Annotated in this window: 21 protein-coding genes; 12 read left to right on the top strand and 9 right to left on the bottom strand. The window is 64.7% G+C overall.

Annotated elements, in window-relative coordinates:
* Nucleotides 1–1,719, bottom strand: a 1,719-nt coding sequence (locus C7G42_RS33840) for a methyl-accepting chemotaxis protein (RefSeq protein ID WP_106953155.1), incomplete at its 3' end; no start/stop codon positions are given.
* A gap of 350 nt (nucleotides 1,720–2,069) precedes the next feature.
* Between C7G42_RS33840 and C7G42_RS33835 the strand changes: the two genes are divergently transcribed.
* From C7G42_RS33835 to C7G42_RS33820, 4 genes are all read left to right on the top strand, one after another.
* Nucleotides 2,070–2,555: a (2Fe-2S)-binding protein gene (locus C7G42_RS33835; RefSeq protein ID WP_094897155.1), complete on the top strand. Its 486-nt coding sequence runs from the start codon at nucleotides 2,070–2,072 to the stop codon at nucleotides 2,553–2,555.
* Between the two features lie 88 nt (nucleotides 2,556–2,643).
* Nucleotides 2,644–4,986, top strand: coding sequence for a xanthine dehydrogenase family protein molybdopterin-binding subunit (locus C7G42_RS33830; protein WP_106953154.1), 2,343 nt, complete (start codon nucleotides 2,644–2,646; stop codon nucleotides 4,984–4,986).
* Nucleotides 4,987–5,001: 15 nt separating this feature from the next.
* Nucleotides 5,002–5,802: an FAD binding domain-containing protein gene (locus C7G42_RS33825; protein WP_106953153.1), complete on the top strand. Its 801-nt coding sequence runs from the start codon at nucleotides 5,002–5,004 to the stop codon at nucleotides 5,800–5,802.
* A gap of 211 nt (nucleotides 5,803–6,013) precedes the next feature.
* Nucleotides 6,014–7,120 (top strand): CaiB/BaiF CoA transferase family protein, encoded by a 1,107-nt coding sequence (locus tag C7G42_RS33820; protein ID WP_106953161.1) that lies wholly within the window; start codon nucleotides 6,014–6,016, stop codon nucleotides 7,118–7,120.
* 137 nt (nucleotides 7,121–7,257) lie between these two features.
* Here the strand turns inward: C7G42_RS33820 and hppD are convergent, their stop codons facing one another.
* Nucleotides 7,258–8,373, bottom strand: a complete 1,116-nt coding sequence (gene hppD, locus C7G42_RS33815) for a 4-hydroxyphenylpyruvate dioxygenase (RefSeq protein WP_106953152.1) — start codon at nucleotides 8,371–8,373, stop codon at nucleotides 7,258–7,260.
* 123 nt (nucleotides 8,374–8,496) lie between these two features.
* Between hppD and C7G42_RS33810 the strand changes: the two genes are divergently transcribed.
* Nucleotides 8,497–8,976 carry an Lrp/AsnC family transcriptional regulator gene (locus C7G42_RS33810; RefSeq protein WP_199581278.1) on the top strand — a complete coding sequence of 160 codons (480 nt, stop codon included), beginning with the start codon at nucleotides 8,497–8,499 and terminating at the stop codon, nucleotides 8,974–8,976.
* Between the two features lie 72 nt (nucleotides 8,977–9,048).
* The gene (locus C7G42_RS33805) at nucleotides 9,049–9,360 is read left to right on the top strand and encodes a DUF1272 domain-containing protein (RefSeq protein ID WP_106953150.1); all 312 of its coding nucleotides are present in this window, start codon (nucleotides 9,049–9,051) and stop codon (nucleotides 9,358–9,360) included.
* 136 nt (nucleotides 9,361–9,496) lie between these two features.
* Here C7G42_RS33805 and fahA read toward each other — a convergent pair whose 3' ends face one another.
* The 5 genes from fahA to C7G42_RS33780 form a co-directional block, all read right to left on the bottom strand.
* Nucleotides 9,497–10,768, bottom strand: a complete 1,272-nt coding sequence (fahA, locus tag C7G42_RS33800) for a fumarylacetoacetase (RefSeq protein WP_106953149.1) — start codon at nucleotides 10,766–10,768, stop codon at nucleotides 9,497–9,499.
* Between the two features lie 145 nt (nucleotides 10,769–10,913).
* Nucleotides 10,914–12,260: a homogentisate 1,2-dioxygenase gene (gene hmgA / locus C7G42_RS33795; protein WP_199581277.1), complete on the bottom strand. Its 1,347-nt coding sequence runs from the start codon at nucleotides 12,258–12,260 to the stop codon at nucleotides 10,914–10,916.
* A gap of 2 nt (nucleotides 12,261–12,262) precedes the next feature.
* Entirely contained in the window at nucleotides 12,263–13,219 is a 957-nt protein-coding gene (locus C7G42_RS33790; RefSeq protein WP_106953147.1) for an MBL fold metallo-hydrolase, read from the bottom strand.
* Nucleotides 13,220–13,243: 24 nt separating this feature from the next.
* Nucleotides 13,244–13,468: a DUF2783 domain-containing protein gene (locus C7G42_RS33785; protein ID WP_106953146.1), complete on the bottom strand. Its 225-nt coding sequence runs from the start codon at nucleotides 13,466–13,468 to the stop codon at nucleotides 13,244–13,246.
* Between the two features lie 8 nt (nucleotides 13,469–13,476).
* A complete protein-coding gene (locus C7G42_RS33780; RefSeq protein WP_106953145.1) occupies nucleotides 13,477–15,093 on the bottom strand; it encodes an FAD-dependent oxidoreductase in 1,617 nt (538 codons plus the stop codon).
* A 110-nt stretch (nucleotides 15,094–15,203) separates the two neighbouring features.
* Here C7G42_RS33780 and C7G42_RS33775 point away from each other — a divergent pair, with 110 nt between their 5' ends.
* Nucleotides 15,204–15,746, top strand: coding sequence for a MarR family winged helix-turn-helix transcriptional regulator (locus tag C7G42_RS33775; RefSeq protein ID WP_106953144.1), 543 nt, complete (start codon nucleotides 15,204–15,206; stop codon nucleotides 15,744–15,746).
* 117 nt (nucleotides 15,747–15,863) lie between these two features.
* Here C7G42_RS33775 and C7G42_RS33770 read toward each other — a convergent pair whose 3' ends face one another.
* Complete coding sequence (locus tag C7G42_RS33770; RefSeq protein ID WP_106953143.1) at nucleotides 15,864–16,670, bottom strand: N-acyl homoserine lactonase family protein; 807 nt, start codon at nucleotides 16,668–16,670, stop codon at nucleotides 15,864–15,866.
* 379 nt (nucleotides 16,671–17,049) lie between these two features.
* Between C7G42_RS33770 and C7G42_RS33765 the strand changes: the two genes are divergently transcribed.
* The 4 genes from C7G42_RS33765 (at nucleotide 17,050) to C7G42_RS33750 (ending at nucleotide 23,633) form a co-directional block, all read left to right on the top strand.
* Nucleotides 17,050–18,573, top strand: a complete 1,524-nt coding sequence (locus C7G42_RS33765; RefSeq protein ID WP_106953142.1) for a caspase family protein — start codon at nucleotides 17,050–17,052, stop codon at nucleotides 18,571–18,573.
* 160 nt (nucleotides 18,574–18,733) lie between these two features.
* Nucleotides 18,734–19,411, top strand: coding sequence for an OmpA family protein (locus C7G42_RS33760; protein WP_106953141.1), 678 nt, complete (start codon nucleotides 18,734–18,736; stop codon nucleotides 19,409–19,411).
* A 158-nt stretch (nucleotides 19,412–19,569) separates the two neighbouring features.
* Entirely contained in the window at nucleotides 19,570–20,499 is a 930-nt protein-coding gene (locus C7G42_RS33755; RefSeq protein WP_106953140.1) for an RND family efflux transporter, read from the top strand.
* A complete protein-coding gene (locus tag C7G42_RS33750) occupies nucleotides 20,499–23,633 on the top strand; it encodes an efflux RND transporter permease subunit (protein WP_106953139.1) in 3,135 nt (1,044 codons plus the stop codon). The genes C7G42_RS33755 and C7G42_RS33750 overlap by 1 nt, the downstream gene beginning before the upstream one ends.
* A 146-nt stretch (nucleotides 23,634–23,779) precedes the next feature.
* On the opposite strand, the gene C7G42_RS33745 is transcribed toward C7G42_RS33750, so the two are convergent.
* Nucleotides 23,780–24,454, bottom strand: a complete 675-nt coding sequence (locus tag C7G42_RS33745) for a Crp/Fnr family transcriptional regulator (protein ID WP_106953138.1) — start codon at nucleotides 24,452–24,454, stop codon at nucleotides 23,780–23,782.
* Between the two features lie 235 nt (nucleotides 24,455–24,689).
* On the opposite strand from C7G42_RS33745, the gene C7G42_RS33740 reads away from it, so the two are divergent.
* Nucleotides 24,690–26,768 (top strand): AsmA family protein, encoded by a 2,079-nt coding sequence (locus tag C7G42_RS33740; RefSeq protein ID WP_106953160.1) that lies wholly within the window; start codon nucleotides 24,690–24,692, stop codon nucleotides 26,766–26,768.
* Nucleotides 26,769–26,822: the final 54 nt, after the last annotated feature.

The following is a 26,822-nucleotide window of genomic DNA, read 5'->3' as shown; positions in this document are numbered from 1 at the left end:
GCCCGTGATGTGCGAAGAGATTTCGTCCGTCGCCTTCGCGGTCTGGCTCGCCAGCGACTTCACTTCGCTGGCGACCACCGCGAAGCCGCGGCCGGCTTCGCCGGCGCGTGCCGCCTCGATGGTGGCGTTGAGCGCGAGAAGATTGGTCTGCTCGGCGATCGCCGTGATCAACTTGACGACCTCGCCGATCTGCTGGGCAGCATGCGAGAGCTTGCCGATGCGCCCGTCGGTCTCCCTGGCCTGGACCACGGCTGCTTCCGCGATCCGGCTGGAGTCGCGAACCTGACGGCCGATCTCCTCGACCGAGGCGGAGAGCTCTTCCGTCGCGGTGGCGACCGACTGCATGTTGGAGGAGGCCTGCTCGGAGACGCCCGCAACCTGGCTCGACAGGCTCTGGGTGGTCTCTGCGGTCCGGGTCAGCGTGGACGCCGCCGATTCCAGCTGCACGGCCGAGGCCGAGACGTTGGAGACGATGGCGCCGACAGCGCTCTCGAAATCATCGGCGAAGCGGATCAGCTCGGAGCGGCGGGCAGCGCTCGCCTCCCTGTTCTGGGCTTCGCTGGCGGCGGCATCGCGCTCGGCTTTTGCCACGGCCTGGACCTTGAACTCCTCGACGGCACCGGCCATCTCGCCGATCTCGTCCTTGCGGCCGAGACCCGGCAGCACAACGTCGAAATTGCCCGAGGCCAGCTCGCGCATCGCCTTGCACATCGCGATCATTGGACGCGAGATGCCGGTGCCGAGCAGGAAGGCGAGGACCACACCGAGCAACGTACCGCCGATGGCGAGCATCAGAACCAGTTGCTCGGTCTTCCCGATCGTCGCTTCCGACTCCGTGTCCAGCCGTTGCTGTTCCGCGACGAGGTCCGCCTTCATGGCGGTCGCGCCTTGCAGGATCGCGCCGGCTGAACCGTTCATTTCGGTGACGAGCTGGTCGACCAGCTTGGCGTTGGCAATCAGCTTCTCCAGCGCCTCGCGATAGGCGGTCAGGATGGCCTTGGCGTCCTTCAGGCCGGCAACGATCTTCTCGTCCATGGAATAGACCGCGCCGAGCGAGTTCTCGACGAATTTCAGCCGCGCCAGCGCGCTGGTCGCGATCGCCTGGTCGGACGTCAGCACGAAATTGGTGGCTGCAGCGCTCGCGGTCTGGAATTGGGCGTTGACCTGCTTGGTGCCGAACTCGATCGACTGCGCCTCGGAATCGGAAGCGTTGTTGCCGACGTCGTCGAGCTTGTACTTCAGGAGATTGGCCTGGCGCTGCAACTGGTTCTGCACCAGCAACGTGCTGTCCCGCTTGGCCTGGAGGACCTTGCCGAAGGTCGCGGAGAAATTCGCGAATTCCTTGGCGAGCTTGTCGAGACCTTCCTTTCGCGCCGGGGTCTTGACGCTCTTGACGGCCTGATCGATGGCATTTTTCAGGCTGGCCTCGGCATCGAGCGCCGCCTTGGCATCGTCTTCCTTGCCGGTCACGACGAAATATTTGGCGGCCGCACGATAGCCGAGCAACTCGCGGTCGATGTTGCGGGCGAGATCGGCCTCCGACACGCTGCTGCGGTACGACCCGACTTCGGCCGAGACCCGCTCGAAGCCGAAATAGGAGAAGGCCATGCTGCCGGCGGAGATTGCCAGCACGACCGCAAATCCCAGGATGATCTTGGCGCGGAACCTGAGGGTCGGAAATATTGTGCGCTTAGACGGCGACGCGATATGCCCGGTCATTCCCACCCCCAAAAGATCAGTTTTCTTGCACGTGCAGCACGGTCCGGGGCAGCCCTCCCCGATCCGGATGCGCAAAACTAGGGCAGAATCAATAAAGGGCGGTAAATTCGGCCGGCCCGCACAGTTTCGGATCTCATCGGCCAAAGGCCGATCCATCCCAAGGCGGAAGACGGCTGGCATCCCAGGTTGGTCGGACCGCTGGTTTCGGGTCCCGCGCACCATGCAAATCCTCGCGCGCCGGGAGCATCAATGACTTTTCCATGACGCAGGCGACCAAAATCCTAGTTGCAAAGTTCCGGGTCGCTGTCTCTAATTAGAAGCAATCAAAATCAATCCCGGGAGGACTTCAGGTGTCTACAGTCAAAATGACAGTGAACGGCAAAGCCGTTGCTGTCGACGTCGAGGACCGCACGCTGCTGGTCCAGCTGCTGCGCGATCACCTCAATCTCACCGGGACCCATGTCGGCTGCGACACTAGCCAATGCGGCGCCTGCGTCGTGCACATGGACGGCCGCGCGGTGAAATCCTGCACCATGCTGGCGGGTCAGGCCGACGGCGCCAGCATCACCACCATCGAAGGCATCGCCAAGGGCGACGAGCTGCACCCGATGCAGGCCGCCTTCCGCGACAATCACGGCCTGCAATGCGGCTATTGCACGCCGGGCATGATCATGTCGGCGATCGACATCGTGCACCGTCACGGCGGCCAGCTCGACGAAGCCACCGTCCGCACCGAGCTCGAAGGCAATATCTGCCGCTGCACCGGCTACCACAACATCGTCAAAGCCGTGCTGGATGCAGCCGGGCGCATGAAGGTCTCGCAGGCAGCCGAGTAAAGCGGCGCGCCTCGAACGAACACAAAATCACTGCTGCCGCTCTCGAAGGAAAGCGCAGCGATAAAATTTCAGGTCGGGAGGACCAGTCATGGGTGTTGAAGGCATCGGCGCAAGCGTCGTGCGCAAGGAAGACAAGCGTTTCATTACCGGCAAGGGCCGCTACGTCGACGACATCAAGCTGCTGGGCATGACCCATGCCCATTTCATCCGCAGCCCGCACGCGCATGCCAAGGTGAAGGGGATCGATTCCTCCGCCGCGCTGAAGATGCCGGGCGTGGTCGCCGTGCTCACGGGCCAGCAGATCGTCGACGACAAGGTCGGCAACCTCATTTGCGGCTGGGCCATCACCTCCAAGGACGGCAGCCCGATGAAGATGGGCGCTTGGCCGGCGATGGCACCGGAGACGGTGCGTTTCGTCGGTCAGGCCGTCGCGGTCGTGATCGCCGAGACCAAGAATCTGGCGCGCGATGCGGCGGAGGCCGTCGTCGTCAATTACGAAGAACTTCCCGCGGTCGCCGACGTCCACGCCGCGATCAAATCGGGCGCGCCGCAGCTTCATCCCGAGGCTCCCGGCAATCAGGTCTATGACTGGGTGATCGGGGACGAAGGCGCGACTGATGCCGCGTTCTCGAAGGCCGCCAATGTCGTGAAGCTCGACGTCACCAACAACCGTCTCGCCCCCAACGCGATGGAACCGCGCGCGGCGATCGCTGATTACGACGCGGCCGAAGAGCACTTCACGCTCTACACCACCTCGCAGAACCCTCACGTCGCCCGCCTCGTGCTGTCGGCGTTCTACAACATCGCCCCCGAGCACAAGCTACGCGTGATCGCGCCCGACGTCGGCGGCGGCTTCGGCTCCAAAATCTTCATCTATCCCGAGGAAATGGTGGCGCTGTGGGCCTCGAAGAAGGTCGGCCGTCCCGTGAAATGGACCGGCGATCGCACCGAGGCCTTCCTCACCGACGCGCACGGCCGCGACCATGTGACCCATGCCGAGATGGCGTTCGACGCCCAGAATAAGATTTTGGGCCTGAAGGTGAAGACCTACGCCAATTTCGGCGCCTACATGTCGCTGTTCTCGTCGTCGGTGCCGACCTATCTCTACGCGACGCTGCTGTCGGGCCAATACAACATCCCGGCGATCCATGCCGAGGTGATCGGCGTCTACACCAACACCACGCCGGTCGACGCCTATCGCGGCGCGGGCCGTCCCGAAGCGAGCTATCTGATCGAGCGGCTGATGGAAACGGCGGCGCGGCAGCTGAAGGTCGATCCAGCCCAGCTACGGCGGAGCAACTTCATCACCCAGTTCCCGCATCAGACGCCCGTCATCATGGCCTACGATATCGGCGACTTCAACGCCTCGCTCGATGCCGCGATGAAGGCGATCGACTATGCCGGCTTCCCCGCCCGCAAGGCCAAGGCGAAAGCCGACGGCAAGCTGCGCGGCATCGGCTTGTCCTGCTACATCGAGGCCTGCGGCATCGCGCCGTCGAAGGCTGTCGGCAGTCTGGGCGCCGGCGTCGGTCTATGGGAATCGGCCGAGGTACGCGTCAACCCGGTCGGCACCATCGAGATCCTCACGGGCTCGCACAGCCACGGCCAGGGTCACGAGACCACGTTCTGCCAGCTCGTCGCGGAGCGCCTCGGCGTTCCCATCAGCCAGGTCTCGATCGTCCATGGCGATACTGACAAGGTGCAGTTCGGCATGGGTACCTACGGCTCGCGCTCGGCGGCCGTCGGCCTCACCGCGATCCTGAAGGCGATGGAGAAGATGGAATCGAAGGCCAAGAAGATTGCAGCGCATGCGCTGGAAGCTTCCGAGGCCGACATCGTCATCGAGAACGGCGAGTTCAAGGTAACAGGCACCGACAAGGCGATCGCGCTGCCGATGGTCGCACTCGCGGCCTATACCGCGCACAACCTGCCTGACGGGATGGAGCCGGGTCTGAAGGAAAGCGCCTTCTACGATCCGACCAACTTCACCTTCCCGGCCGGCACCTATATCTGCGAGCTCGAGGTCGACTCCGGCACCGGCAAGACATCCTTCGTCAACTTCGTCGCGGCCGACGATTTCGGCCGGCTGATCAACCCGATGATCGTCGAAGGCCAGGTCCATGGCGGCCTCGTTCAAGGCATCGGACAGGCACTGCTGGAACACGCCATCTACGACGCCAGCGGCCAGCCTGTCACGGCCTCGTTCATGGACTACGCCATGCCGCGCGCCGACGATGTGCCGTCGTTCAACCTCTCCCACACCACGACGCTGTGCCCGGGCAATCCCCTGGGCATCAAGGGTTGCGGTGAGGCCGGCGCGATCGGCGCCTCTGCGGCCGTGATCAACGCGATCACGGATGCGATCGGGACGAACAATCTGGAAATGCCCGCAACCCCCGACCGGGTGTGGCGCACGATCCACGCGGCTTGAGAGGGAGCAACCAAGATGTACCAGACCACCTATCATCGCGCTTCCTCGGTCGACGAAGCCGCCAGCCTGTTCGCCAAGGGCAGCGAGTCCAAGTTCCTGGCCGGTGGCCAGACGCTGCTGCCTGTGATGAAGCAGCGCCTCGCCAGCCCGTCCGACGTCATCGACCTCGGCAGGATCAAGGAGCTGCAGGGTGTCGAGTTGTCCGGCGACACGCTGACCATCAAGGCCGGCACGATCTATTACGACATCATGACGAATGCCGATGTGAAGAAGGCGATTCCCGCGATCGCCCATCTCACCTCGGTGCTCGGCGATCCCGCGGTGCGCTATCGCGGCACGATCGGCGGCTCGATCGCCAACAACGACCCTGCGGCGGACTTCCCCGCCGCGCTGCTCGCACTCGGTGCCACCGTGAAGACCAACAAGCGGTCGATCTCCGCCGAGGACTTCTTCCAGGGCCTGTTCACCACGGCGCTCGAAGACGGCGAGATCATCACCGCCGTGTCGTTCCCGGTGCCGGCGAAAGCGGGCTACGAGAAGATGCGGCATCCAGCCTCGCGCTTTGCGCTGACCGGCGTGTTCGTCGCGCAGACCAAATCGGGCGAGGTTCGGGTGGCCGCCACCGGTGCCTCACAGAGCGGCGTAATGCGGGTACCCGCGATCGAAGCCGCGCTGAAGGCGAACTGGTCGCCGTCGGCGATCGACGGCGTCAGCATTTCGGCGAGCGGATTGCTGGCCGACATCCACGGCACTGCGGAGTACCGCGCCAACCTCGTCAAGGTCATGGCGCAGCGCGCGGTCGCGGCTGCCGGCTGACGCTCACGCGCCAGCGTCTCAACGCAAATTTTCCGCGGCGCGCACTTCGGTGCGCGCCGTTTTATTTTGGCCGTGCGGCATGAAAACCGCTTGCCTCGCTGGCATGAAGGCGAGAAAAGTTAATCAGCCGATTAACTCGCTCCAAAAGAAGAACGTCAGCGGCGATTGCCAAACCAGCGGCATCGGCCCCGCGACCCGAGGAAACAACAACGTGCTCGATAAATCAGCCCCCTCCGCATCCGTCGGCGCATCCGGCCCGCTCTCGGGTTTCCGCATCGTCGAATTCGCCGGCATCGGCCCCGGCCCCTTCGCCTGCATGATGCTGGCGGATATGGGCGCCGACGTCGTCACGCTCGACCGCGTCGGCGCGAAGAAGAGCATGAAGTCGGTGGCCGGGCGCGGCCGCAAGGTGATCGAGCTCGACCTCAAGGACAAGGCGGCGATCGCGCAAGTGCTGGATCTGCTCGCGAGCGCCGATGCGCTGGTCGAGGGCTTCCGCCCCGGCGTGATGGAACGGCTCGGGCTCGGGCCGGACGTCGTGCTCGCACGCAATCCCAAGCTGGTCTATGGCCGGATGACCGGCTGGGGCCAGGAAGGCCCGCTCGCCAATGCCGCCGGCCACGACATCAACTACATCTCCATCACCGGCGCGCTCGCCGCGATCGGCACCAAGGAAGCGCCGGTGCCGCCGCTCAACCTGGTCGGTGATTTCGGCGGCGGCGCGCTCTATCTCGTCGTCGGTGTGCTTGCCGCGCTGCTGGAGGCCTCGCGTTCCGGCAAGGGCCAGGTCGTCGATGCCGCGATGTGCGACGGCGCGGCATCGCTGATGTCGTTCTTCTTCGACATGACGACGCTCGGCCGCTGGACCGAGGGACGCAACCAGAACTTCCTCGACGGCGGCGCGCATTTCTACGGCGTCTATGAATGCGCCTGCGGCCACTTCGTCTCGATCGGCTCGATCGAACCGCAGTTCTACGCGCTGCTGCGCGAGCATGCGGGCCTCACCGACGCCGATTTCGACGCGCAGATGAACCCCAAGGCCTGGCCGGCGCTGAAGGAGAAGCTGAAGGCGGTGTTCAAGAGCAAGACGCGCGAGGACTGGTGCAAGATCATGGAAGGCACCGACATCTGCTTCGCACCGGTGCTGACCATGTCGGAAGCAACCCAGCATCCGCACATGATAGCCCGCAACGTGTTCGTCGAACGCCACGGCGTGAAACAGCCCGCGCCGGCGCCGCGCTTCTCGCGAACACCGTCGGCGGTGCGCGAGCCGGAAGGCGCCGAGATCGGCGCTGTGACGGCTGCGTGGAAGCGATAAGTCTGGCCGCAGTGAAGATCGCGTAGGGTGGGCAAAGGCGCGAAGCGCCGTGCCCACCACCTATTCGTGATCGCAACGTAACGTGGGCACGCTTCGCTTTGCCCACCCTACGGCCGTGCGCGCAACGGCGACGGACCCTACGCCGCATCCACCTTCAACACCCCGCGCCGGATCTGATCCTCCTCGATCGATTCGAACAGGGCCTTGAAATTGCCCTCGCCGAATCCGTCGTCGCCCTTGCGCTGGATGAACTCGAAGAAGATCGGGCCGATCGCGTTGGCCGAGAAGATCTGCAGCAGCACCTTGGTCTGGCCGCCCTCGACCACGCCTTCGCCGTCGATCAGGATGCCGTTCTTCTGCAGGCGCGCTATGTCCTCGCCATGCCTGGGCAGCCGCGTGTCGACCTTCTCGAAATAAGTCGCGGGAGGCGCCGGCATGAAGGGCAGGCCGGCATCGCGCAGGCCTTCGATGGTGCGGTAGATGTCGCGACAGCCGCAGGCGATGTGCTGGATGCCCTCACCGCGATAGGTCTTCAAATATTCCTCGATCTGGCCGGCATCGCCGGCGTCCTCGTTGATCGGAATCCGGATCTTGCCGTCGGGGCTGGTCAGCGCGCGCGAGAACAGGCCGGAGGCGCGGCCCTCTATGTCGAAGAAGCGGATCTGGCGGAAGTTGAACATCCTCTCGTAGAAGCCGGTCCAGACATCCATGCGGCCGCGATGGACGTTGTGGGTGAGATGGTCGAGATAGAACAGGCCGGCGCCGGCAGGCCGCGGATCGTGCGCGCCGAGCCATTCGAACTCGGCATCATAGGCAGAACCCTTGGTGCCGTAGCGATCGACGAGATAGAGCAGGCTGCCGCCGATGCCCTTGATCGCGGGCACGTCGAGCGTCTTCTGCGCCGATGGCACATCGGCAGGCTCGGCGCCGAGCGCGATCGCGCGATCATAGGCTGCCTTCGCATCGACGACGCGGAACGCCATCGAAGGGGCGCAGGGCCCGTGCGCGGCGACGAACTCATAACCGTGGGTGCCGGGCTGCTCGTTGACGAGATAGTTGATATCGCCCTGGCGGTAGACCGTGATCTTCTTCGTCTTGTGGCGCGCGACGGGCGCATAGCCCATCAGCTTGAACAGCGCGTGCAGCTCTACCGGATTGGGGTGTGCATATTCCACGAACTCGAACCCGTCGGTACCCATCGGATTGTCGGCGCTGACAGTGGCCGGCGGTGCATCGTGCGGAAACGGTCCCATTGGCGGCTCTCCCAGATTGCTGCTGGGAGGCACTATCCTTCATGAGGCCTGCAATGAGCGTGCAAAGGGGGCGGATCTTGGCTACCGTATGCACGATCTGTGCATAGAATGGACAAACGACGCATGATTTCGGTTGACGCCTTCGACCTCAAGATCCTCCGTGCGCTCCAGGACGATGGTCGCCTCACCAACCAGGAGCTCGCCGACCTCGCGGGCCTTTCGGCCTCGCAGTGCTCGCGCCGGCGGATGCGGCTGGAAGAGGAGAAGGTGATCGCTGGCTATCATGCCGACCTCTCCAGCGAGGCGCTTGGCTTCGGCGTGATCGCCTTCATCCAGGTGACGCTTGCGACGCACTCGCCCGATAATTCGAAACGGTTCCGCGCGCTGGTTGGCCGCATCGACGAGATCCAGGAGGCCTATTCGCTCACCGGCGACGCCGACTACGTGCTGAAGGCGGTGCTGCGCGATCTCAAGGGCCTCTCCAACCTCGTCAACGACGTCCTGATGCCGCACCAGAGCGTGGCCCATGTGCGCTCCTCGATCGTGCTCGACCGGCTGAAGGAAAGTTCGCGCTTGCCCCTAAGGGAGATCAAGGCCGGCTGAAATCGAGGGAACTACGTCATTCGCGCTCGACACAGGATCTGCGATGATCCCGCCCAATCCGGAGATTCAGCCATGGCGCTCCAGCTTCGACCGAACTGCGAATATTGCGACCGCGATCTGCCGCCCGATGCAACGGAGGCGCGGATCTGCTCCTATGAATGCACCTTCTGCGCGGATTGCGTCGAAACCAAACTGTCCAACGTCTGCCCGAACTGTGGCGGTGGCTTTGCCCCGCGCCCGATCAGGCCGACGCAGGAATGGCGGCCGGGCGTGTGTACGGTGAAACAGGTGCCGTCGGACAAGCGGGTGCACTTGAAGTACAGCGTGGAGGACGTCGCGGCGCATTGCGCGCGGATCAGGGACGTGCCGCCGGAGAGACGATGAGCCCTCACCACGTCATTGCGAGGAGCCCTTGCGACGAAGCAATCCAGACTGCCTCCGCGGAAAGTTTCTGGATTGCTTCGCAACGCTCGCAATGACGGGAGAACGTGGATAGAGGGTCGCGTCACACCCCCAGCAATCACTCCGCCGGCAAAATCGTCCCCTCCACCTCCCCAAAACCGACACGATAGCCGTCGCCCTGGCACCAGCCGCGCATCACGAGGCTGTCGCCGTCTTCCAGGAACGAGCGCTTGATGCCGCCGGGCAGTTCGACCGGCTCGGTGCCGTTCCAGCTGATCTCCAAGAGGCTGCCGCGCTGATTCTTCTCGGGGCCGGAGATCGTGCCGCTGCCGAGGAGATCGCCAACATTCATGGCGCAGCCGGAGGAGGCGTGGTGCATCAGCTGCTGCACCGACGACCAATACATGTACTTGAAATTGGTGCGGCTGATGCCGGCAGGCGCGTTGGCGCTCGTCGCGCGCAAGGCGACGTCGAGCGCGACGTCGTAATTCTGCGGCTTGCTCTGCTTGAGATAATCGAGCGGCACCGGCTCCTGCTCCGGCCCCTTCAGGCGAAACGGCTCCAGTGCCTCGCGCGTCACCACCCACGGGCTGATCGAGGTCGCAAACGCCTTGGCGAGGAACGGACCGAGCGGCACATATTCCCATTGCTGGATGTCGCGCGCGCTCCAGTCGTTGAGCAGCACGAAGCCGAAAATCATCTCCTCGGCCTGTTGCTCGCTCAACATGCCGCCCATGGCTGAGGGCTGGCCGATCACCACGCCCATCTCCAGCTCGAAATCGAGCCGCTTGCACGGGCCGAAGCTCGGCGCGTCCACATTCGGCGGCTTCAGCTGCCCGCGCGGGCGCTTCACCTTGGTGCCCGACACGACGACGGTCGAGGCGCGGCCGTTATAGGCGATCGGCATGTGCAGCCAGTTCGGCTGCAGCGCGTTGTCCTTGCCGCGGAACATCACGCCGACATTGGTGGCGTGCTCCTTGGAAGAGTAGAAATCGGTATAGCCGGAGACCGTGAACGGCAGATGCAGCCTTGCGTCGCGCATCGGCACCAGCGCGCGGGTGCGCAACTCCTCGTTGTCGCGCAGCTCCGGATGATCATGGCGCAGCAGCTCGCTGATGCGCGCGCGCGTCTTGGTCCAGACTTTCGGTCCTAGTGCCATGAAGGGATTGAGCGAAGCCCCCGAGAATACGCCGAGCGGCCCGACCTCGAGCCGGCAATCCTGCTCGAGCTCCCAGAGATCGAGCACGTAGTCGCCGATCGCCACGCCGACCCGCGGCGTCGGATTCGCCGCGGTGGAGAATACCCCGTAGGGCAGGTTCTGGATCGGGAAGTCGGAAGAAGGATCGACGTCGATGAAGGAGCGAAGGATGGGGTCGTGGGGATGGGGCATGGGTTTCCTGCCGGATGTTTCTTGACGGTTTTTCCGCCGTCATTCCGGGGCGCGCGGAGCGCGAGCCCGGAATCCATACTCACGATCGTGGTTATGGATTCCGGGCCTGCGCCTTCGGCGCATCCCGGAATGAGGACGCAACGAGCTACGGCCGGTTCGGATCGAACCGCTTCTCCAGTCCCTTCCAGCAATCCGCGTAATCATCCTGGAGTGTCGAGGCATTCGCCGCATGCGCGGTGACGCGCTGCGGGTAGCGGGTCTCGAACATGAAGGCCATGGTCCCCGTCAGCTTCACCGGCTTCAACTCGCCGTTGCTGGCGTGCTCGAAAGCGTCGCGGTCGGGGCCGTGCGGCAGCATGCAATTGTGCAGGCTCATGCCGCCGGGCACGAAGCCCTGCGGCTTGGCGTCGTAGACGCCGTAGATCAGGCCCATGAACTCGCTCATGATGTTCATGTGGTACCAGGGCGGACGAAAGGTGTTGTCGGCCACCATCCAGCGCTCGGGGAAGATCACGAAATCGATATTCGCCGTGCCCGCGGTCTCCGACGGTGAGGTCAGCACCGTGAAGATCGAGGGATCGGGATGATCGAAGCCGATCGCACCGACGGGAGAGAAGGTGCGCAGATCGTATTTGTAGGGCGCGTAATTGCCATGCCAGGCGACCACGTCGATCGGCGAATGCGGCAAGGACGTCTTGAACAGCGCCCCGCCCCATTTCACGTAGAGCTCGGTCGGCGTGTCCTTGTCCTCGTAATGCGCGACCGGCGTGAGGAAGTCGCGCGCATTGGCCAGGCAATTGGCGCCGATCGGCCCGCGCTCCGGCAGCGTGAACGCGCCGCCGTAATTCTCGCAGAGATAGCCCCGCGCCGGCCCGTTCGGAATCTCGACCCGGAACTTGACGCCGCGCGGAATCACCACGATCTCGCCGGGCTCGGCGTCGATGCGGCCGAACTCGGTGACGAGGCGCAAGTCTCCCTGCTGCAGCACGAACATCAGCTCGCCGTCGGCATTGTAGAAATGCTGATCCACCATCGATTTGGTGATGAGAAAGACATGCGCGGACATGCCGGCTTGCGTGTTGACGTCGCCGGCCGTCGTCATGGTCTGCACGCCCTGAACGAAGGTCACATCCTCCTTCGGAAGCGGCGTCGGATCCCAGCGCATCTGCGCGATCGGCAAATCGTATTCATGACACGGCGCCGAGCGCCACAGGCCGGCATCGGCCTTCTCGAAACGCCCGGAATGCTTCACCGAGGGGCGGATGCGGTAGAGCCACGAGCGCTCATTGCTGCCGCGGGGCGCGGTGAAGGGCGAGCCGGAGAGTTGCTCGGCATAGAGCCCATAGGCGCAGCGCTGCGGCGAGTTACGACCGATCGGCAGCGCGCCGGGCAGCGCCTCGGTCTCGAAGCTGTTGCCGAAGCCGGACATGTAGCCCGGCGTCACCTGCGCCGAGCTGCGGATGATCTGATCAGGCGAGGTGTTGATGTTCATGTCTATCCTCCTCCTTGCAGGGCCGCCCACATCTCCTGGTCGCGCTTGTCGGTCCAGATCACGGGGTCGTCGATGCCCGATGCTTCGTCATAGGCGCGCGACACGTTGAACGGCAGGCAGTGCTCGTAAATTGCGAAGCTATGGAATTTCGGGTCCATCACCTCGCGCGTCGCGGCCATCGATTCCTTCAGCGTGCGCCCCTTGGCGACCGAGATTTCGGCGGCGCCATAGAGCGAGGTGACGAAGTCCCGCGTCATCGCGATGGCTTCGCGCACGGTGGCCGTGCCCTTGAGCGCATCGCCACGCCCCGGCGCGATCGCCTTGGGATTGAAGTTGCGGATCTCGTTCAGCGTCATCGGCCACTCGCGCAAATGCGCGTCGCCGCAATAGCAGGCCGAATGATATTCGATGAGGTCGCCGGAGAACATCACTTCCGCATCGGGCACCCAGGCGACGATGTCGCCAGAGGTGTGGCCTGCGCCGAGCTGCATCAGCCGCACCTCGCGCTTGCCGAGATAGATCGACATCTCGCCTTCGAAGGTCAGCGTCGGCCAGGTCAGGCCGGGAATGCTCTGGGCGTCCTGGAACAGCCGAGGGAAACGGCCATATTCGGAATCCCAGTCCTGCTGGCCGCGCTCTTCGATCAGGCGATAGGTCTCCTGCGAGGCGACGATGCCCTGCGCGTGATAGGCGGAGGCCCCGAGCACGCGCACGGCGTGATAGTGCGACAACACGACATATTTGATCGGCTTGTCGGTGACGGTGCGCACGCGCTCGATCACCTTGTTGGCCATCGCAGGCGTTGCCTGCGCGTCGAACACCAGGCAGCCGTCGTCGCCGACGATCACGGCGGTGTTCGGATCGCCCTCGGCGGTGAAGGCGTAGAGATCGGTGCCGATCTCGGAGAAGGTGATCTTCTTCTCGGCGAGATCGCCGGTGGATGCGAAGTTCTTCGCCATCAATTCGTCCTTTGAGTCGCTGGGTTATTGTTGTTGCTGTTGCTGCTGCTGGCCGTCGATCATGCGACGCTTGGCGAGCCCGATCGCCTCGCGCAGCACGTCGATGTCGCCGATATGGTTGGCGAGGATCAGCACCAGCGCGGTATCGAAATCGGCGCTCTGTTCCTCGGTGAAGCCGCGATGCGCCTCGACGATGGCGCGAAAGGCGTCGTCCGGCCGCGCAAAGTTGGAGCTTGTCGAAAGCGGCATGCGAAACCTCAATTGAGACCTTGGGCCTGCGACAACGCCGCCGCGATCGCGGCGCGCGTCGGACGGCGGAAACGGGCGGCGACATAGCCATCGGGCCTGAGCAGATAGGCAGCACCAGGGGCGGCGTCGTAGCGCTTTGCGACAAGGCCCGAGGGATCGGCCAGTCCACCCTCGCCGCCGATGCGGATATTCCTGACGCCATCCGGCACATCGATCGCCGTGCCATTGCTGAACGACAGCAGGGTGAAGTCCGTTCTGTCCTTGCGGAACGCGTCCGTCAGATAGGCCTGCCCGGCAATTGGCGCATCAAGCATCGAGCAGCCGGGCGGTGGTCCGCCGCTCCACACATCTGCATCCGGCGACGACAGCGGCGATTCGTAGCTGCACGGCACCGACAGCCGCCCGCCATTGACCATGCGCTTGCCGAACTCGGTCTCCTTGGCGAGCGACAGCACCGCCTTGCGCAGCCGCGCTTCCTGATGCGAGTTCGGCGCCATGAAATCGGTGGAGCGGGTGGACTCGCGGATGTTCTCGTCGGCCGCGAGGCTGCGCTCGGCATGATAACTCTCGAGCAGGCTCGCGGGCGAAGTGCCCCGCAGCACGCGGTCGAGCTTCCACGAAAGATTTTCCGCGTCCTCAAGCCCCGAGTTCGCACCACGTGCGCCGAACGGCGAGACCTGATGAGCGGAATCGCCGGCGAAAATCACGCGGCCATGGATGAAACGGTCCATCCGCCGGCACTGGAACTTGTAGAGCGAGATCCACTCGAACTCGAATTTATCGTGGCCGAGCATCCGCGCGATCCGCGGCCGCACGTTTTCCGGCTTCTTCTCGAGAGCCGGATCGGCATAGCGATTGAGCTGGAGGTCGATGCGCCAGACGTCGTCAGGCTGCCGGTGCAGCAGCGCCGAGCGGCCCGCATGAAACGGCGGATCGAACCAGAACCAGCGTTCGGTCGGGAATTCCGCCGTCATCCTGACGTCGGCGATCAGGAACTGGTCCTCGAACACCTGCCCCGCGAACTCGGCGCCGACCATCTGCCGCAGCGAAGAGCGCGCGCCGTCGCAGGCGATCACATATTGCGCTTGCAGGCGATAGGCGCCCTCCGGCGTTTCGATCGTCAACGCGACGGAATCGTTGCGGCTCTCCAGCGCCGTCACTTTGTTGCGCCAGCGCAGGTCGACATCGGGCAGGTCCTGGATGCGATCGACCAGATAGGCTTCGGCATAGTATTGCTGGAGATTGATGAAGGCGGGCCGCTTGTGGCCGTCCTCAGGCAGCAGGTTGAACTGGTAGAGCAGGGACTCCCCGTGGAAGATCCGGCCGACGCTCCACACCACGCCCTTGGCAACCATGCGGTCGCCGACGCCGAGCCGGTCCCAATATTCCAGCGATCGCTTCGAGAAGCAGATCGCGCGCGAACCCTCGCCGATGCGATCGGCGTCGTCCAGCAGGACGACCCGCTGGCCGCGCTGGGCAAGATCAATCGCGAGCGACAGCCCGACCGGGCCGGCGCCGACAACCACGATGGGATGCTCGGCCGGATTCTGACCGGGACGATCCTGATCGGGGTGGCGGCGATAGCCGAATTGGATTTTGGCCTGATGCGTATTGGCCTGCGCCATGCGCTAACCTCAGCTCTGGTCAGAAGAAGGCTGATCTGCTAGATAGTCTCACGTGCAACTATTTTGGACCGGAGCCGGCCGGCCGTCAACTGGAATTCGGAGCGCGCGCCTTGGCGAGGACATCTGGCGATATCGCACTGAAGACACGCGAGGCCGATGAGGCCTCGGCGCGGCCAAAGGCACGGCTCGACCTATTCAAGTTCGTGCCGTTCCGTCTCAACCGGCTCGCAGCGGAGGTCAGTTCCGCGCTCTCGGTCGAATATCAGGAACGGCACGGTCTCGATATTCCGGCCTGGCGCGTGATCGCCACGCTTGGGTTCCGCAACGACGCCTGCAGCGCTCAGTACATCGCGCAATGCACCCGCACGCACAAATCCACCATCAGCCGCGCGGTGACGACGCTGCTCGGCGAGGAGATGATCGAGCGGGTCGAGAACGAAGCCGACCGCCGCGAATTCCGCCTGCAACTGACGACGAAGGGCCGCGCGCTCTACGAAGAGCTATTCCCGCAACTGCTGCGGCGGGAGGACGAGATCCTCGCCTGCCTGTCCGCGCAGGAACGCAAGCAGCTCTCGGCGCTGCTCGGCAAGATCGAGGAGAGCCTCGATCTGATCCAGACCAGCAGGGAAGCGGACGCCAAGCAGGCGTATTGACCATCGCTCTCATTCCGGGGCGCCGCGCTAGCGGCGAACCCGGAATCCATCCCGCCACCGGTTACGTCGATCAATGGAGTCCGGGCTCGCGCTTCGCGCGCCCCGGAATGACAACTTCTATTTCGCAAACGACCGCGTCGGCGACAGGTGCAGCGCCCAGGCGTCGACCTTGTCGCTGGCGCGCGGATAGATCTCGGTCACGATCGGATCGTGGCCGGGGATGAAGCGATCAGGATGGCCGGCGAGGCGCTCGATTGTCTCCCAGCCGACCGCCATGTCGCCGACATTGTAGACGATCGGGAACGGGCTCTTGCGCTGCAGATTGGCGTAGTAATGCGCGGCATCGGACGCCAGCACCACCGGCCCGCGTGCGGTTTCGACCCTGACCACCTGCAGGCCGTCGGAGTGGCCGCCGACACGATGCACGGTGACGCCGGGCGCGACCTCGCCGTCGCCGGAATAGAAAGTGACGCGCTCGCCATAGACGTGGCGCACCATCTGCGTGACGTGCTCGACCGAGAACGGATGTCGCAGCAGGCCGTTGCACATGCAGCGTCCCGTCGCATAAGCCATCTCGCGCTCCTGGAGGTGGAAGCGCGCATTCTGGAAGCGATCGAGATTGCCGGCGTGATCGTAATGCAGATGCGTCACGATGACGTCGCGAATGCTCGAGGCCGCGACGCCAAAACGCTCCAGCGCGTCGACCGGATTGAGCGTCAGCTTGCGCGCCCGCGCGCTCGCCTCCTCGGCATTGAAGCCGGTGTCGACCAGGATGTCGCGGCCGTGCCCTCGGATCAGCCAGACGAAATAGTCGAGATCCTGCGCCGCACTGTCATGCGGATCGGGCTGAAGGAAGTTCATGCTGGGGGTGCGCGGCGACATCGTAGCATAGCGCAGGGCGTAGATTTCGTAGGCGTTTCCCATGATTCTTGCTTTTGCTTTGCTTTTCTGAGTGGACCTGCCGGGAGGATCCTGCGCACCAAGCCATTGTCCGGTGCAAAGGTCAAACGCCTCGCGGCGCGACGGAGCTATGCTCTCAATGTGAGACCAATCACATTTTTCGCGTCATGGAGGCCCTAACGTGCCGCCGGTAAGATCGAGCCGGACCACGTCGAGCGCAAACATGACATCCCGTTTATTCCCCTTGCGGCACGCCCGGGCATTGCGGTCAATCGTCGCGATTACGCCGAATCTCCAAGCGGTTGACGCCATCCGTCCCCGGTTTGATAATGCAGGAAGCGTAAGTTAAGGTCGCCGCGGCGCAAGCTGGTAACGGCGCCTTTTTGGCTGGACCGCGCTGATTATGAAAATTCGCTTCTTCTTTCTTCTGTCCTTGCTCGTCTCGCTCGTCCCGACTGCCCCGTCGCTTGCGGCCGGTGATCGCTTCGCGCTGGTCATCGGCAACGCCAAATATCCGGACGCGGATGCCCCGCTGAAGGAACCGATCAACGATGCCCGTGACGTCGCCGACGAGCTCAAGCGCGATGGCTTTTCGGTCGAGATCGCCGAGAATCTGACCGGCGACGGCATGCGCCGCGCCTTCGACAAGCTCTACGGCAAGATCAAGCCGGGATCGGTGGCGCTGGTGTTCTTCAGCGGCTTCGGCATCCAGTCGGCGCGCCAGAGCTACATGCTGCCGATCGATGCGCAAATCTGGACCGAATCCGACGTGCGCCGTGACGGTTTCAGCCTCGAGACCGTCCTCGGCGAGCTCAACACCCGCGGCGCCGGCGTCAAGATCGCGCTGATCGACGCCTCCAGGCGCAACCCGTTCGAGCGCCGGTTCCGCAGCTTCTCGGCCGGCCTGACCCCGGTGATCGCGCCGAACGGCACGCTGGTGATGTATTCGGCAGCGCTGGCTTCGGTGGTCTCCGACGCCGGCGGCGAGCACAGCCTGTTCGTCCAGGAACTCCTGAAGGAGATCCGGGTCCCCGACCTGATGGCCGAGGAGACGTTGAATCGGACCAAGATGGGCGTCACCCGCGCTTCGCGTGGCGAGCAGGTGCCGTGGATATCCTCTTCATTGGCCGAAGATTTCTCCTTCAGTCCGGGAGGTGGCGGATCGCGTCCGGCACCTGGCGCGCCGCCTGCGCCTCCCGCCCCGCCGCCGGTCGTCGCCAAGAACCCGCCGCCCGCCCCGCCGACACCGCCGCCGCCGTCAAAGCCGGCCGACACCGCTGCGGCACCTGCGCCTCCTCCACCGCCTGCGCCGGCGCCGAAGCCGCAGGTCGAAGCCGCCTTGCCGCCACCGCCACCGCCCCCGCCGGTATTGCCGATCGAGACTGCCCCGGCGCCGAGCATGGACAGCGGCCCGAGCGCTGCCGCGCTGGCTGACGATCCCACGATCAAGAGCCTGACCACCAAGATCGCGGCCAATCCGGACGACGTGAACGCGCTGTACCGGCGCGGCCAGGTCTATGCCAGCAAGGGCGCCTACAGCCTCGCCATCAAGGATTTCGACGACACGCTCCGAATCAACACCAAGGATGTCGAGGCGCTGAACAATCGCTGCTGGACCCGCACCGTGGTGGGCGACCTCCAGGGCGCGCTGAAGGATTGCAACGAGGCGCTGCGGCTGCGGCCGAACTTCGTCGACGCGCTGGACAGCCGCGGGCTCGTCAACCTCAAATCGGGCGCGGTCAAGAATGCCATCGCCGATTTCGATGCGGCCCTGAAGATCAACCCGCGCCTGACCTCCTCGCTCTACGGACGCGGCCTCGCCAAGCAGCGCAACGGCTCCGCCCAGGAAGGCGCGCTCGATATCGCCAATGCCAAGGCGATGGATCCGAACATCGTTCAGGAATTCGCAAGCTACGGAGTGCGCTAGTATTTTTTTGAATTGAGGCAGGCGGCGCCTCGAACCCTTGGTGGCCCCGGGAAGACTAACGAACGGATGCCGCAGGCGGCCTTCCCCGGGGGGCTCACTGCAGAAGTTCTGGCAGGAATTTTGGAACCGCGCGCGCTGGCTGCGCAGGGAGGGACTGGCTATGAAATCGACTGCAAGGGGACTTACCGCGATCCTGTCGATCATCGCTCTTGGCATGACTCTTGGCGCCGCGCTGCCGGCCTCGTCCGCCTTCGCCGGCGACGACGGCAACAGCAAGAACGTCACCGAGGACGACATCGTCCGCGCGCTGGCGCCCGCGCAGAAGAAGCCTCTGACCCGCGGCCTCTCGATCGCTCCGCAGGCCGATCCCGCGCCGAACGCGGCGGAGACCAAGCTGATCCAGTCGGTGCGCGGCCGCTCGACGCGTTCGCTGTCGTCGACCGAGCGCGAGGAGATCGCCTCGGTCGCCAAGGACAAGCCGAACATCGATCTCGAGATCACGTTCGACTACAACTCCTCAAATATCAGCGCCAAGTCGCTTGCCTCAGTGCAGGCGCTCGGCCGCGCGCTGACCAGTCCCGACCTGAAGGGCTCCACCTTCGTGGTCGCCGGTCATACCGATGCCGCCGGGGGCGAAGCCTACAACCAGGATCTGTCGGAACGCCGCGCGGATGCGATCAAGCGTTACCTCGTCGACAAATACAGCATCTCCGCGACCGACCTCGTCACCGTCGGCTATGGCAAGAGCAAGCTGAAGGATCCTAGCCAGCCGATGGCCGAGGCCAACCGCCGCGTCCAGGTCGTCAACATGGAAAACAAGACCACCGCATCGAAGTGAGCACGACGTAATCCTTTGAAGTGACAAGTCGTGATGTGGTGTAAAGTCTCGCTTCCAGAGCGCGTCCCGCAGCCTTGCGGGACGCCGCTTTGTTTCAGGGAAACGCTTTTCATGGGCCTCGCGCGGACGGCCGTGAGCCAGGCCAGGATGATCCGGCGATGAACCTCTCCGAATATCTCAAGCCCGCCGGAACTGTGCTGTTCGTCGTCGCGCTCGGCGTCGGCTATTACCTGTTCGAGCATCGCAAGCGTCCCGAGCCGAAAGAGACGCAGACCGAGGCGCTCGTCATAGTGACGAAGTCGACCAACGCCTGCTTCTCCGACCTCGTGCGCGTGACCGGCTTTTTCGTGCCGCGCCGCGAGGCCGTGGTCATCGCCGATCAGGAGGGATCCAGGGTCACCGATCTCTTTGTCACCGAGGGCGCCGTCGTCACCGACAACCAGGAGCTGGCGCGCCTGACCGCGCCGCCGCAGATTCCCGGCCAGCCGCAACGACCCGGCCCGCAAGGTCCGGTCTCGCTGAAGGCACCCGCGCCGGGCCTCGTCACCGAGATCCGCACCATCGTCGGCGCGCCCGCTTCGCCGCAGGCCGGCCCGATGTTCCGCATCGCCGTCAACAACGAGATCGAGCTCGATGCCCAGGTCCCGGCGGTGCACATGCCAAAGCTCAGCGCCGGCGCCACCGTCCGCATCAGCCGAGACGACGCGCCCGATCTGATCGGCCGGGTCCGGCTGGTTGCGCCCGAGATCGACCGCGCCACGCAGCTCGGCCGCGTCCGCATCAGCGTCACCAACAATCCCTCGCTGAAGGTCGGCGTGTTCGCCCGCGCCTCGATCGACGCCAAGCGAAGCTGCGGCGTCTCGATCCCCAAGACCGCGATCGACCATCTCACCATTCAGGTCGTCAAGGGCAACACGATCGAGACGCGCAAGGTGCGGGTCGGACTGTCGTCCGACAGCGCCACGGAAATCCTGGAAGGGCTCGAGGTCGGCGAAATCGTCGTAGCTGATGCCGGCTCTTCGCTCCATGACGGCGACCAGATCAAAACCATGTTCGCCGATGAACTCGATCGCACGCGGGTACGCTGATGGCACTCAATATCTCGGCATGGTCGATTCGTAATCCGCTGCCGTCGGTCGTCTTCTCGATCATCCTGCTGGTTCTCGGCTGGGTCTCCTTCACCAAGCTCGCCGTGACTCGGCTGCCGTCGGCCGACATTCCCGTGATCTCGGTCGTGGTCTCGCAATTCGGCGCGGCGCCCGCCGAACTCGAATCGCAGGTCACCAAGACGGTCGAAGACGCGGTCTCTGGCGTCGAGGGCGTGCGGCACATCACCTCACAGATCACCGACGGCGTGTCGGTCACCACGATCCAGTTCGCGCTGGAGACCAACACCGACCGCGCCCTCAACGACGTCAAGGACGCGGTGACGCGCGTGCGCTCCAACCTGCCGCAGAACGTCACCGAGCCGCTGATCCAGCGCGTCGACGTGATCGGCCTGCCCATCGTCACCTATGCCGCGATCTCGCCCGGCAAGACGCCGGAGCAGCTCTCCTATTTCGTCGACGACGTGGTCAAGCGCGCCCTGCAAGGCGTCCGCGGCGTTGCCCAGGTCGAGCGCATCGGCGGTGTCGAGCGCGAGATCCTGGTCTCGCTCGATCCCGATCGCCTGCAGGCGATGGGCCTGACTGCCGTCAATGTCAGCCAGAGCCTGCGCGGCACCAATGTCGACGTCGCCGGCGGCCGCGCCGAGATCGGCAAGAACGACCAGGCGATCCGCACGCTCGCCGGGGCCAAGACGCTGGGCGACCTCGCCGGCACCATGATCCCGCTGTTCGGCGGCGGCGAAGTCCGGCTCGACGATCTCGGCACCGTCACCGACACCATCGCCGACCGCCGCACCTTCGCCCGCTTCAACGGCGAGCCCATCGTCGCGCTCGGCATCAAGCGCTCCAAGGGCGCCAGCGACGTGAAGGTGGCCGAGGCCGTGCAGAAGCGCGTCGACGCGCTCAAGGCCGCCTATCCCGACGTCGACCTCAAGGTGATTGACACCTCGGTCGAATACACCAACGGCAATTACCACGCGGCGATCTCGACCCTGTTCGAGGGCGCCATCCTTGCCGTCATCATCGTGCTGCTTTTCCTGCGCGACCTGCGCGCGACCATCATTGCCGCGATATCGCTGCCCCTGTCGATCTTCCCGGCGTTCTGGGCGATGGACCTGCTCGGCTTCTCGCTGAACCTCGTCAGCTTCCTCGCCATCACGCTGTCGACAGGTATTCTCGTCGACGACGCCATCGTCGAGATCGAGAACATCGTCCGGCACATGAACATGGGCAAATCGCCCTATCGCGCCGCCCTCGAAGCCGCCGACGAGATCGGCCTCGCGGTGATCGCGATCTCGCTGACGATCATCGCGATCTTCGCACCCGCAAGCTTCATGTCGGGCATCGCCGGACAGTTCTTCAAGCAGTTCGGCATCACCGTCTCGGTGCAGGTGTTCTTCTCGCTGCTCGCCGCTCGCTTCGTCACACCGGTGCTGGCGGCCTACTTCCTCAAACACCATACGCACGAGGAGCCGCCGCCCGGCCGCATATTGCGGTCCTATCATCGGCTCGTGGCCTGGTCGGTGAAGCATTATTTCATCACGGTGCTGATCGGCTTCGGCGTGTTCGCTGCCTCGATCTGGAGCATCACGCTGCTGCCGCAGGGATTCCTGCCGGCGCAGGACAGCGCACGCTCGCTGCTGGCGCTTGAGCTGCCGCCGGGCACTCAGCTCGCCTACACGGAGAAGGTCACCGAGGACATCGTCGCGCGCCTGCGCAAGCGGCCGGAGGTGAAGAGCATCTTCGTCGACGGCGGGCGCGTCCCGCCGGGCACCCAGGAAGTGCGCCGTGCCTCGCTGATCATCAATTACACACCCAAGGATGCCCGCGACATCACCCAGCGCGAGCTCGAATTCTCGATCAGCCAGGAACTGGAGAACATCCCGGACATCCGCTTCTGGTTCCTGGACGAGAACGGCCTGCGCGCCATCTCGCTGGTGGTAACCGGGGTCGATGCCAACATCGTCAACAATTTCGCGAGCGAGCTCGCGACGCAGATGAAGCGCATTCCCACCATCTCCAACGTGATCTCTGAAACCACGCTGGAGCGGCCGGAGCTGCGCGTCGAACCGCGCGCCGATCTCGCCGCGCGGCTCGGCGTCTCGACCGAAAGCCTGTCGCAGACCATCCGCGTCGCCACCATCGGCGACGTCGGACCCGCGCTCGCCAAGTTCGACGTCGGCGACCGTCTGGTGCCGATCCGCGTACAGCTTGAGGATGCCGCGCGCGGCAATCTGAAGACGCTGGAACAGTTGCGCGTGCCGCTCGGTGAGCACGGCGAGAAGGGCGGCGTGCCGCTCTCGGTCATCGCCGACGTCAAGCTCGACCAGGGTCCGACCAGCATCAACCGCTACGATCGTGAGCGGCAGGCGACCGTCGCCGCCGACCTCGTCGGATCCGCCGCGCTAGGCGACGCGACCAAGAAGATCTACGACCTGCCGGTGATGAAGAGCCGGCCGAAGGGCGTGAAGGTCTCTCCCTCCGGCGATGCCGAAAGCCTCAACGAGCTGTCCGACGGCTTCGCCACCGCGATCACGGCGGGCCTGATGATGGTCTACGCCGTGCTGGTGCTGCTGTTCGGCACCTTCCTGCAGCCGATCACCATCCTGTTCTCGCTGCCCCTCTCGATCGGTGGCGCCATCGCCGCCCTGCTCCTCACCGGCAAGCAGCTGACCACGCCGGTGTGGATCGGCATCCTGATGCTGATGGGCATCGTCACGAAGAACGCGATCATGCTGGTGGAATTTGCGATCGAAGCGATTCACGCCGGCAAGCCGCGCGACGAGGCCATGATCGACGCCGGCATGAAGCGCGCCCGCCCGATCGTGATGACCACCATCGCGATGGCCGCGGGCATGATGCCGAGCGCGCTCGCGGTCGGCGCCGGCGGCGAGTTCCGCTCGCCGATGGCGCTCGCAGTGATCGGCGGCCTGATCTTCTCGACCATCCTTTCGCTGGTGTTCGTGCCCGCGATGTTCATGGTGATGGACGATCTCGGCGCCCTGATCTGGCGCTTCGCCAGGCGGCTGATCGTGCACAGCGAGGATGCCGAGGCGGACGCTCATCACGGAGCGGCGCCGGCACCAAAAGACGTAGCGCACCGCGCTGCGGAGTAGGATTTCGGGCCAGCGGCCAGAGGGCGCACTAACGAAGGGCGCCCTCGACGCATCCTGTCACCTCAATGACTTTCGTGCGGATCACCACCGACCTTGCGATCTGCATCGGCAAAGCCTTGCAGACAAGCTGCCGATCGGTTGAGCCTCTATTCGTTCCGCGCGATCGCGGTCAGCTTGGTCATGTTCCGCAGCAATATCCGGCCGCGCTGCAGATCGAGGATCGCTTCCTTGCGCCAGGCCTGCAGCTGGCGGTTGACGCTCTCGCGGGCGGCACCGACGAAGACGCCGAGCTGCTCCTGCGAGATGTGCACCTCGGAACCGAAATCGGCGGCGAGCGCGCAGAGCCGCCGCGCCAGCCGCACCGGCAGCGGCTGCAGCATGGATTCCTCCATGCGCTCGCTCTGCCAGCGGATGCGCTGGCACAGCAATGCAATGATCTTGATCGCGACCTTCGGCTCGCGTTCGAGAAAGGCGAGAAAATCTTCGCGCCGCAGCACGAACAATTCGCTGGCCTCGCCCGCGGTCGCATCCGCGGTGCGATTCTGGCCGTCCAGCACCGCGACTTCACCGAACAGGTCGCCCGGTCCCATGAAATTCAGCGTCAGCCGGCTGCCGTCGGACGCGCCGGTCTCGATGCGGACCTGGCCGCGGCGCACGCCGAACAGCGCGTCGCCGGCATCGCCCTTCTGGAACAGCACCTCGCCGTTCCCCAGATGCTGGGTGTGGCAAAGATTGGCCAGGCGCTGGAGCTCGTCTGTACCGAGATCAGCGAACATGGCGTTCATCTTCAGAATGACCGCAAATTCGGCCTGCTTGCTCATTTCAATGTCCTTGTGAACGTCCTGGTCAGTCTTGTTGGCAAATCGCTTGAAACCATCACCATCAGGATCGCGTAAAACCGCGCCGGGGAAGTGTGTCATAAGTCACATAACTTTGCAGCACCCCCTGACTATTTTTACGCGCTTGGAGCCGCTTCCCGTCCGGGGATAAACTCGGGCGCGAAGGATGGTCAGCCGGCGGGATTCGGCGCCGATTGTCCATCAGTGGAAAGTCGATATGAGAGCTGTGAAATTCGCCGGCGCGGCTTTGGCCGCCGTCATCATCGTGATCGCAATCCTGCTGGTGATCGGGATCCCCTCGGGCTTCCTGACCTCGACGATCGCCTCGCGCGTCGAGAGCGCTACGGGCTATCGCCTGGCGATCGACGGCACCACGAAGATCAGCCTGTGGCCGACGCTCAATGTCACCCTCAACGATCTCACGCTGTCCGATCCCAAGGACCGCAGCGGCATCACGCGCCTGACGGTCGACAGCGTTCAAGCCGACATGTCGCTCTCCAGCGTGTGGTCGGGCCGCCCCGAGATCAAGGAGCTGATCGTCACCCATCCCGTGCTCTACCAGCCGCTGCTGCGTGAACGCCTGCCGAATGCGGGAGGCTCGTCGAAGCCGCTGGCGCTCGACGTCGACGGCGCGTCCATCGGCCGCGTCACGGTCACCGACGGCGAAGTCGCCTTCGCGCGCACGCGCGATCGCGTCGAGGGCCGCATCAGCGCCATCAACGCCGACGCGACCATCGGCCGCGACCGCAAGGTCGGCATCACCGGCACCGCGCGTGTCGGCGACCACCCGACCAAGTTCGACATCAAGGCGACCACGCCGGCGCCGCCCGCCGACCGGCCGACGATCCCGGTGGATTTCGCCATCGACATGCCCAGCGTGCTGAAGTCGCAACTCACCGGTCATGCCGAGATGCGGATGAACGGCGACGTCGTAATGATCAACGGCGTGAACGGCCGGCTCGGCGACGGCACCTTCAACGGCTGGGCTTCGGTCGATATTGCCAGCAAGCCGCTGGTCAAGCTCGACCTCGACTTCCAGCGGCTGGCTGTCCCGCTGGCGAAAACGCCGGAGGGCGCGTCCGGACAGCCCTGGAGCAATGCGCCGATCGACGTGTCCGGGCTCAATTACGTCGATGCGCAGGTGCGGATCTCCGCGAACGAGGCTGTGATCGGCGATGCCCGCATCGCGCCGCTGGCGCTCGATGCCAAGCTTGCCGGCGGCGTGCTGAAGGCCGGCACCGCCAATCTCGGCGCCTATGGCGGCCAGGTGTCGGGCGAGGTGATCCTGGACGCGACCACCGGCGCGCCGAGCTTTGCCATGCATTCCGACCTCGTCGGCGTGCGCGCATTGCCGCTGCTGCAGGGCCTCGCCGAATTCGACCGCATCGACGGCAAGCTGCAGGCCAAGCTCGCTTTGCGCAGCGCCGGCACCAGCCAGCGCGCGCTGATGGCGAACATGCAGGGCACGGCGTTCGTCAATTTCCAGGACGGCGCCATCCGCGGCATCAACGTCGCACAGATGATCCGCTCGCTGACATCGGGCACGCTGTCCGGCTGGCAGGACAGCCAGAGCGCCGGCCAGGAGCAGAGCACGGATTTGTCGCAGCTCTCGGCCTCGTTCCGCATCGACAAGGGCCAGGCGGTAACGACCGATCTCAAGCTGATCGGACCGCTGGTGCGCGTCACCGGCGCCGGCACCATCGCCCTCGACACCAAGATGATGGGCTTTCGCGTCGAGCCGAAGCTGGTGATGACGACCGAAGGTCAGGGCCGCGCCAACGAGCCGGTCGGCTTCGGCATTCCCGTGATGATCCAGGGTCCCTGGTCGCAGCCGAAGATCTATCCTGACATGGCCGGCATGCTGGACAATCCGGATGCCGCCTATGCCAGGCTGCGCGAGATGGGCAAGGGCCTGTTCGGCCCCGACGGCGCCGGGCTCGGCAACATCCTGGGCAGCCTTGGTAGCAATCTTGGTCTCGGCGGAGCCACTCCACCCGGCGGCGGCAATGCCCCCGGAAGCGCCAATCCGCAAACCCAGCAGCCGGGCCAGAACGATCTGCTCGGCGGCCCGCTGGGAGCGGCGATCGGCAATTTGATCCAGCAGGGGCTGTCCAATGGCGCGGGAAGCAGCACCGGCGCCGCGCCAGGCACTGGCCGCAGCCGCAGCCTGCCGGCGGTGCCTTCTACACCGGCGCCGCAGGCCTCGCCCGCAGCTCCCGCCCTCGACGATCCGCCGGTGGCGCAGCAGGACAGTCAGCCAATGAACGACGTGCTGCGGCAACTTTTCAACCGGTGATGGGCGGATTCGCGGGCTTGGCTCCAAGGCCATCCGCTTACAACAGCCGCCCCG

It is taken from the genome of Bradyrhizobium sp. MOS003, assembly GCF_003020125.1.
Taxonomy (GTDB): domain Bacteria; phylum Pseudomonadota; class Alphaproteobacteria; order Rhizobiales; family Xanthobacteraceae; genus Bradyrhizobium.
The sequence above is the reverse complement of the archived record's forward strand: the minus strand, read 5'-3'. Positions and strand labels throughout refer to the sequence as shown.

Bases quoted from the DNA above. Each gene is read 5' to 3' on its own strand.
- C7G42_RS33805 (WP_106953150.1), top strand. From the start codon at position 9,049: ATGGCGCTCCAGCTTCGACCGAACTGCGAATATTGCGACCGCGATCTG.
- hppD (WP_106953152.1), bottom strand. From the start codon at position 8,373: ATGGGACCGTTTCCGCACGATGCACCGCCGGCCACTGTCAGCGCCGAC.
- C7G42_RS33755 (WP_106953140.1), top strand. From the start codon at position 19,570: ATGAACCTCTCCGAATATCTCAAGCCCGCCGGAACTGTGCTGTTCGTC.
- C7G42_RS33790 (WP_106953147.1), bottom strand. From the start codon at position 13,219: ATGGCGAAGAACTTCGCATCCACCGGCGATCTCGCCGAGAAGAAGATC.
- C7G42_RS33830 (WP_106953154.1), top strand. From the start codon at position 2,644: ATGGGTGTTGAAGGCATCGGCGCAAGCGTCGTGCGCAAGGAAGACAAG.
- C7G42_RS33765 (WP_106953142.1), top strand. From the start codon at position 17,050: ATGAAAATTCGCTTCTTCTTTCTTCTGTCCTTGCTCGTCTCGCTCGTC.
- C7G42_RS33745 (WP_106953138.1), bottom strand. From the start codon at position 24,454: ATGAGCAAGCAGGCCGAATTTGCGGTCATTCTGAAGATGAACGCCATG.
- C7G42_RS33750 (WP_106953139.1), top strand. From the start codon at position 20,499: ATGGCACTCAATATCTCGGCATGGTCGATTCGTAATCCGCTGCCGTCG.
- C7G42_RS33810 (WP_199581278.1), top strand. From the start codon at position 8,497: ATGATTTCGGTTGACGCCTTCGACCTCAAGATCCTCCGTGCGCTCCAG.
- fahA (WP_106953149.1), bottom strand. From the start codon at position 10,768: ATGCCCCATCCCCACGACCCCATCCTTCGCTCCTTCATCGACGTCGAT.
- C7G42_RS33785 (WP_106953146.1), bottom strand. From the start codon at position 13,468: ATGCCGCTTTCGACAAGCTCCAACTTTGCGCGGCCGGACGACGCCTTT.
- C7G42_RS33780 (WP_106953145.1), bottom strand. From the start codon at position 15,093: ATGGCGCAGGCCAATACGCATCAGGCCAAAATCCAATTCGGCTATCGC.
- C7G42_RS33760 (WP_106953141.1), top strand. From the start codon at position 18,734: ATGAAATCGACTGCAAGGGGACTTACCGCGATCCTGTCGATCATCGCT.
- hmgA (WP_199581277.1), bottom strand. From the start codon at position 12,260: ATGAACATCAACACCTCGCCTGATCAGATCATCCGCAGCTCGGCGCAG.
- C7G42_RS33825 (WP_106953153.1), top strand. From the start codon at position 5,002: ATGTACCAGACCACCTATCATCGCGCTTCCTCGGTCGACGAAGCCGCC.
- C7G42_RS33740 (WP_106953160.1), top strand. From the start codon at position 24,690: ATGAGAGCTGTGAAATTCGCCGGCGCGGCTTTGGCCGCCGTCATCATC.
- C7G42_RS33770 (WP_106953143.1), bottom strand. From the start codon at position 16,670: ATGGGAAACGCCTACGAAATCTACGCCCTGCGCTATGCTACGATGTCG.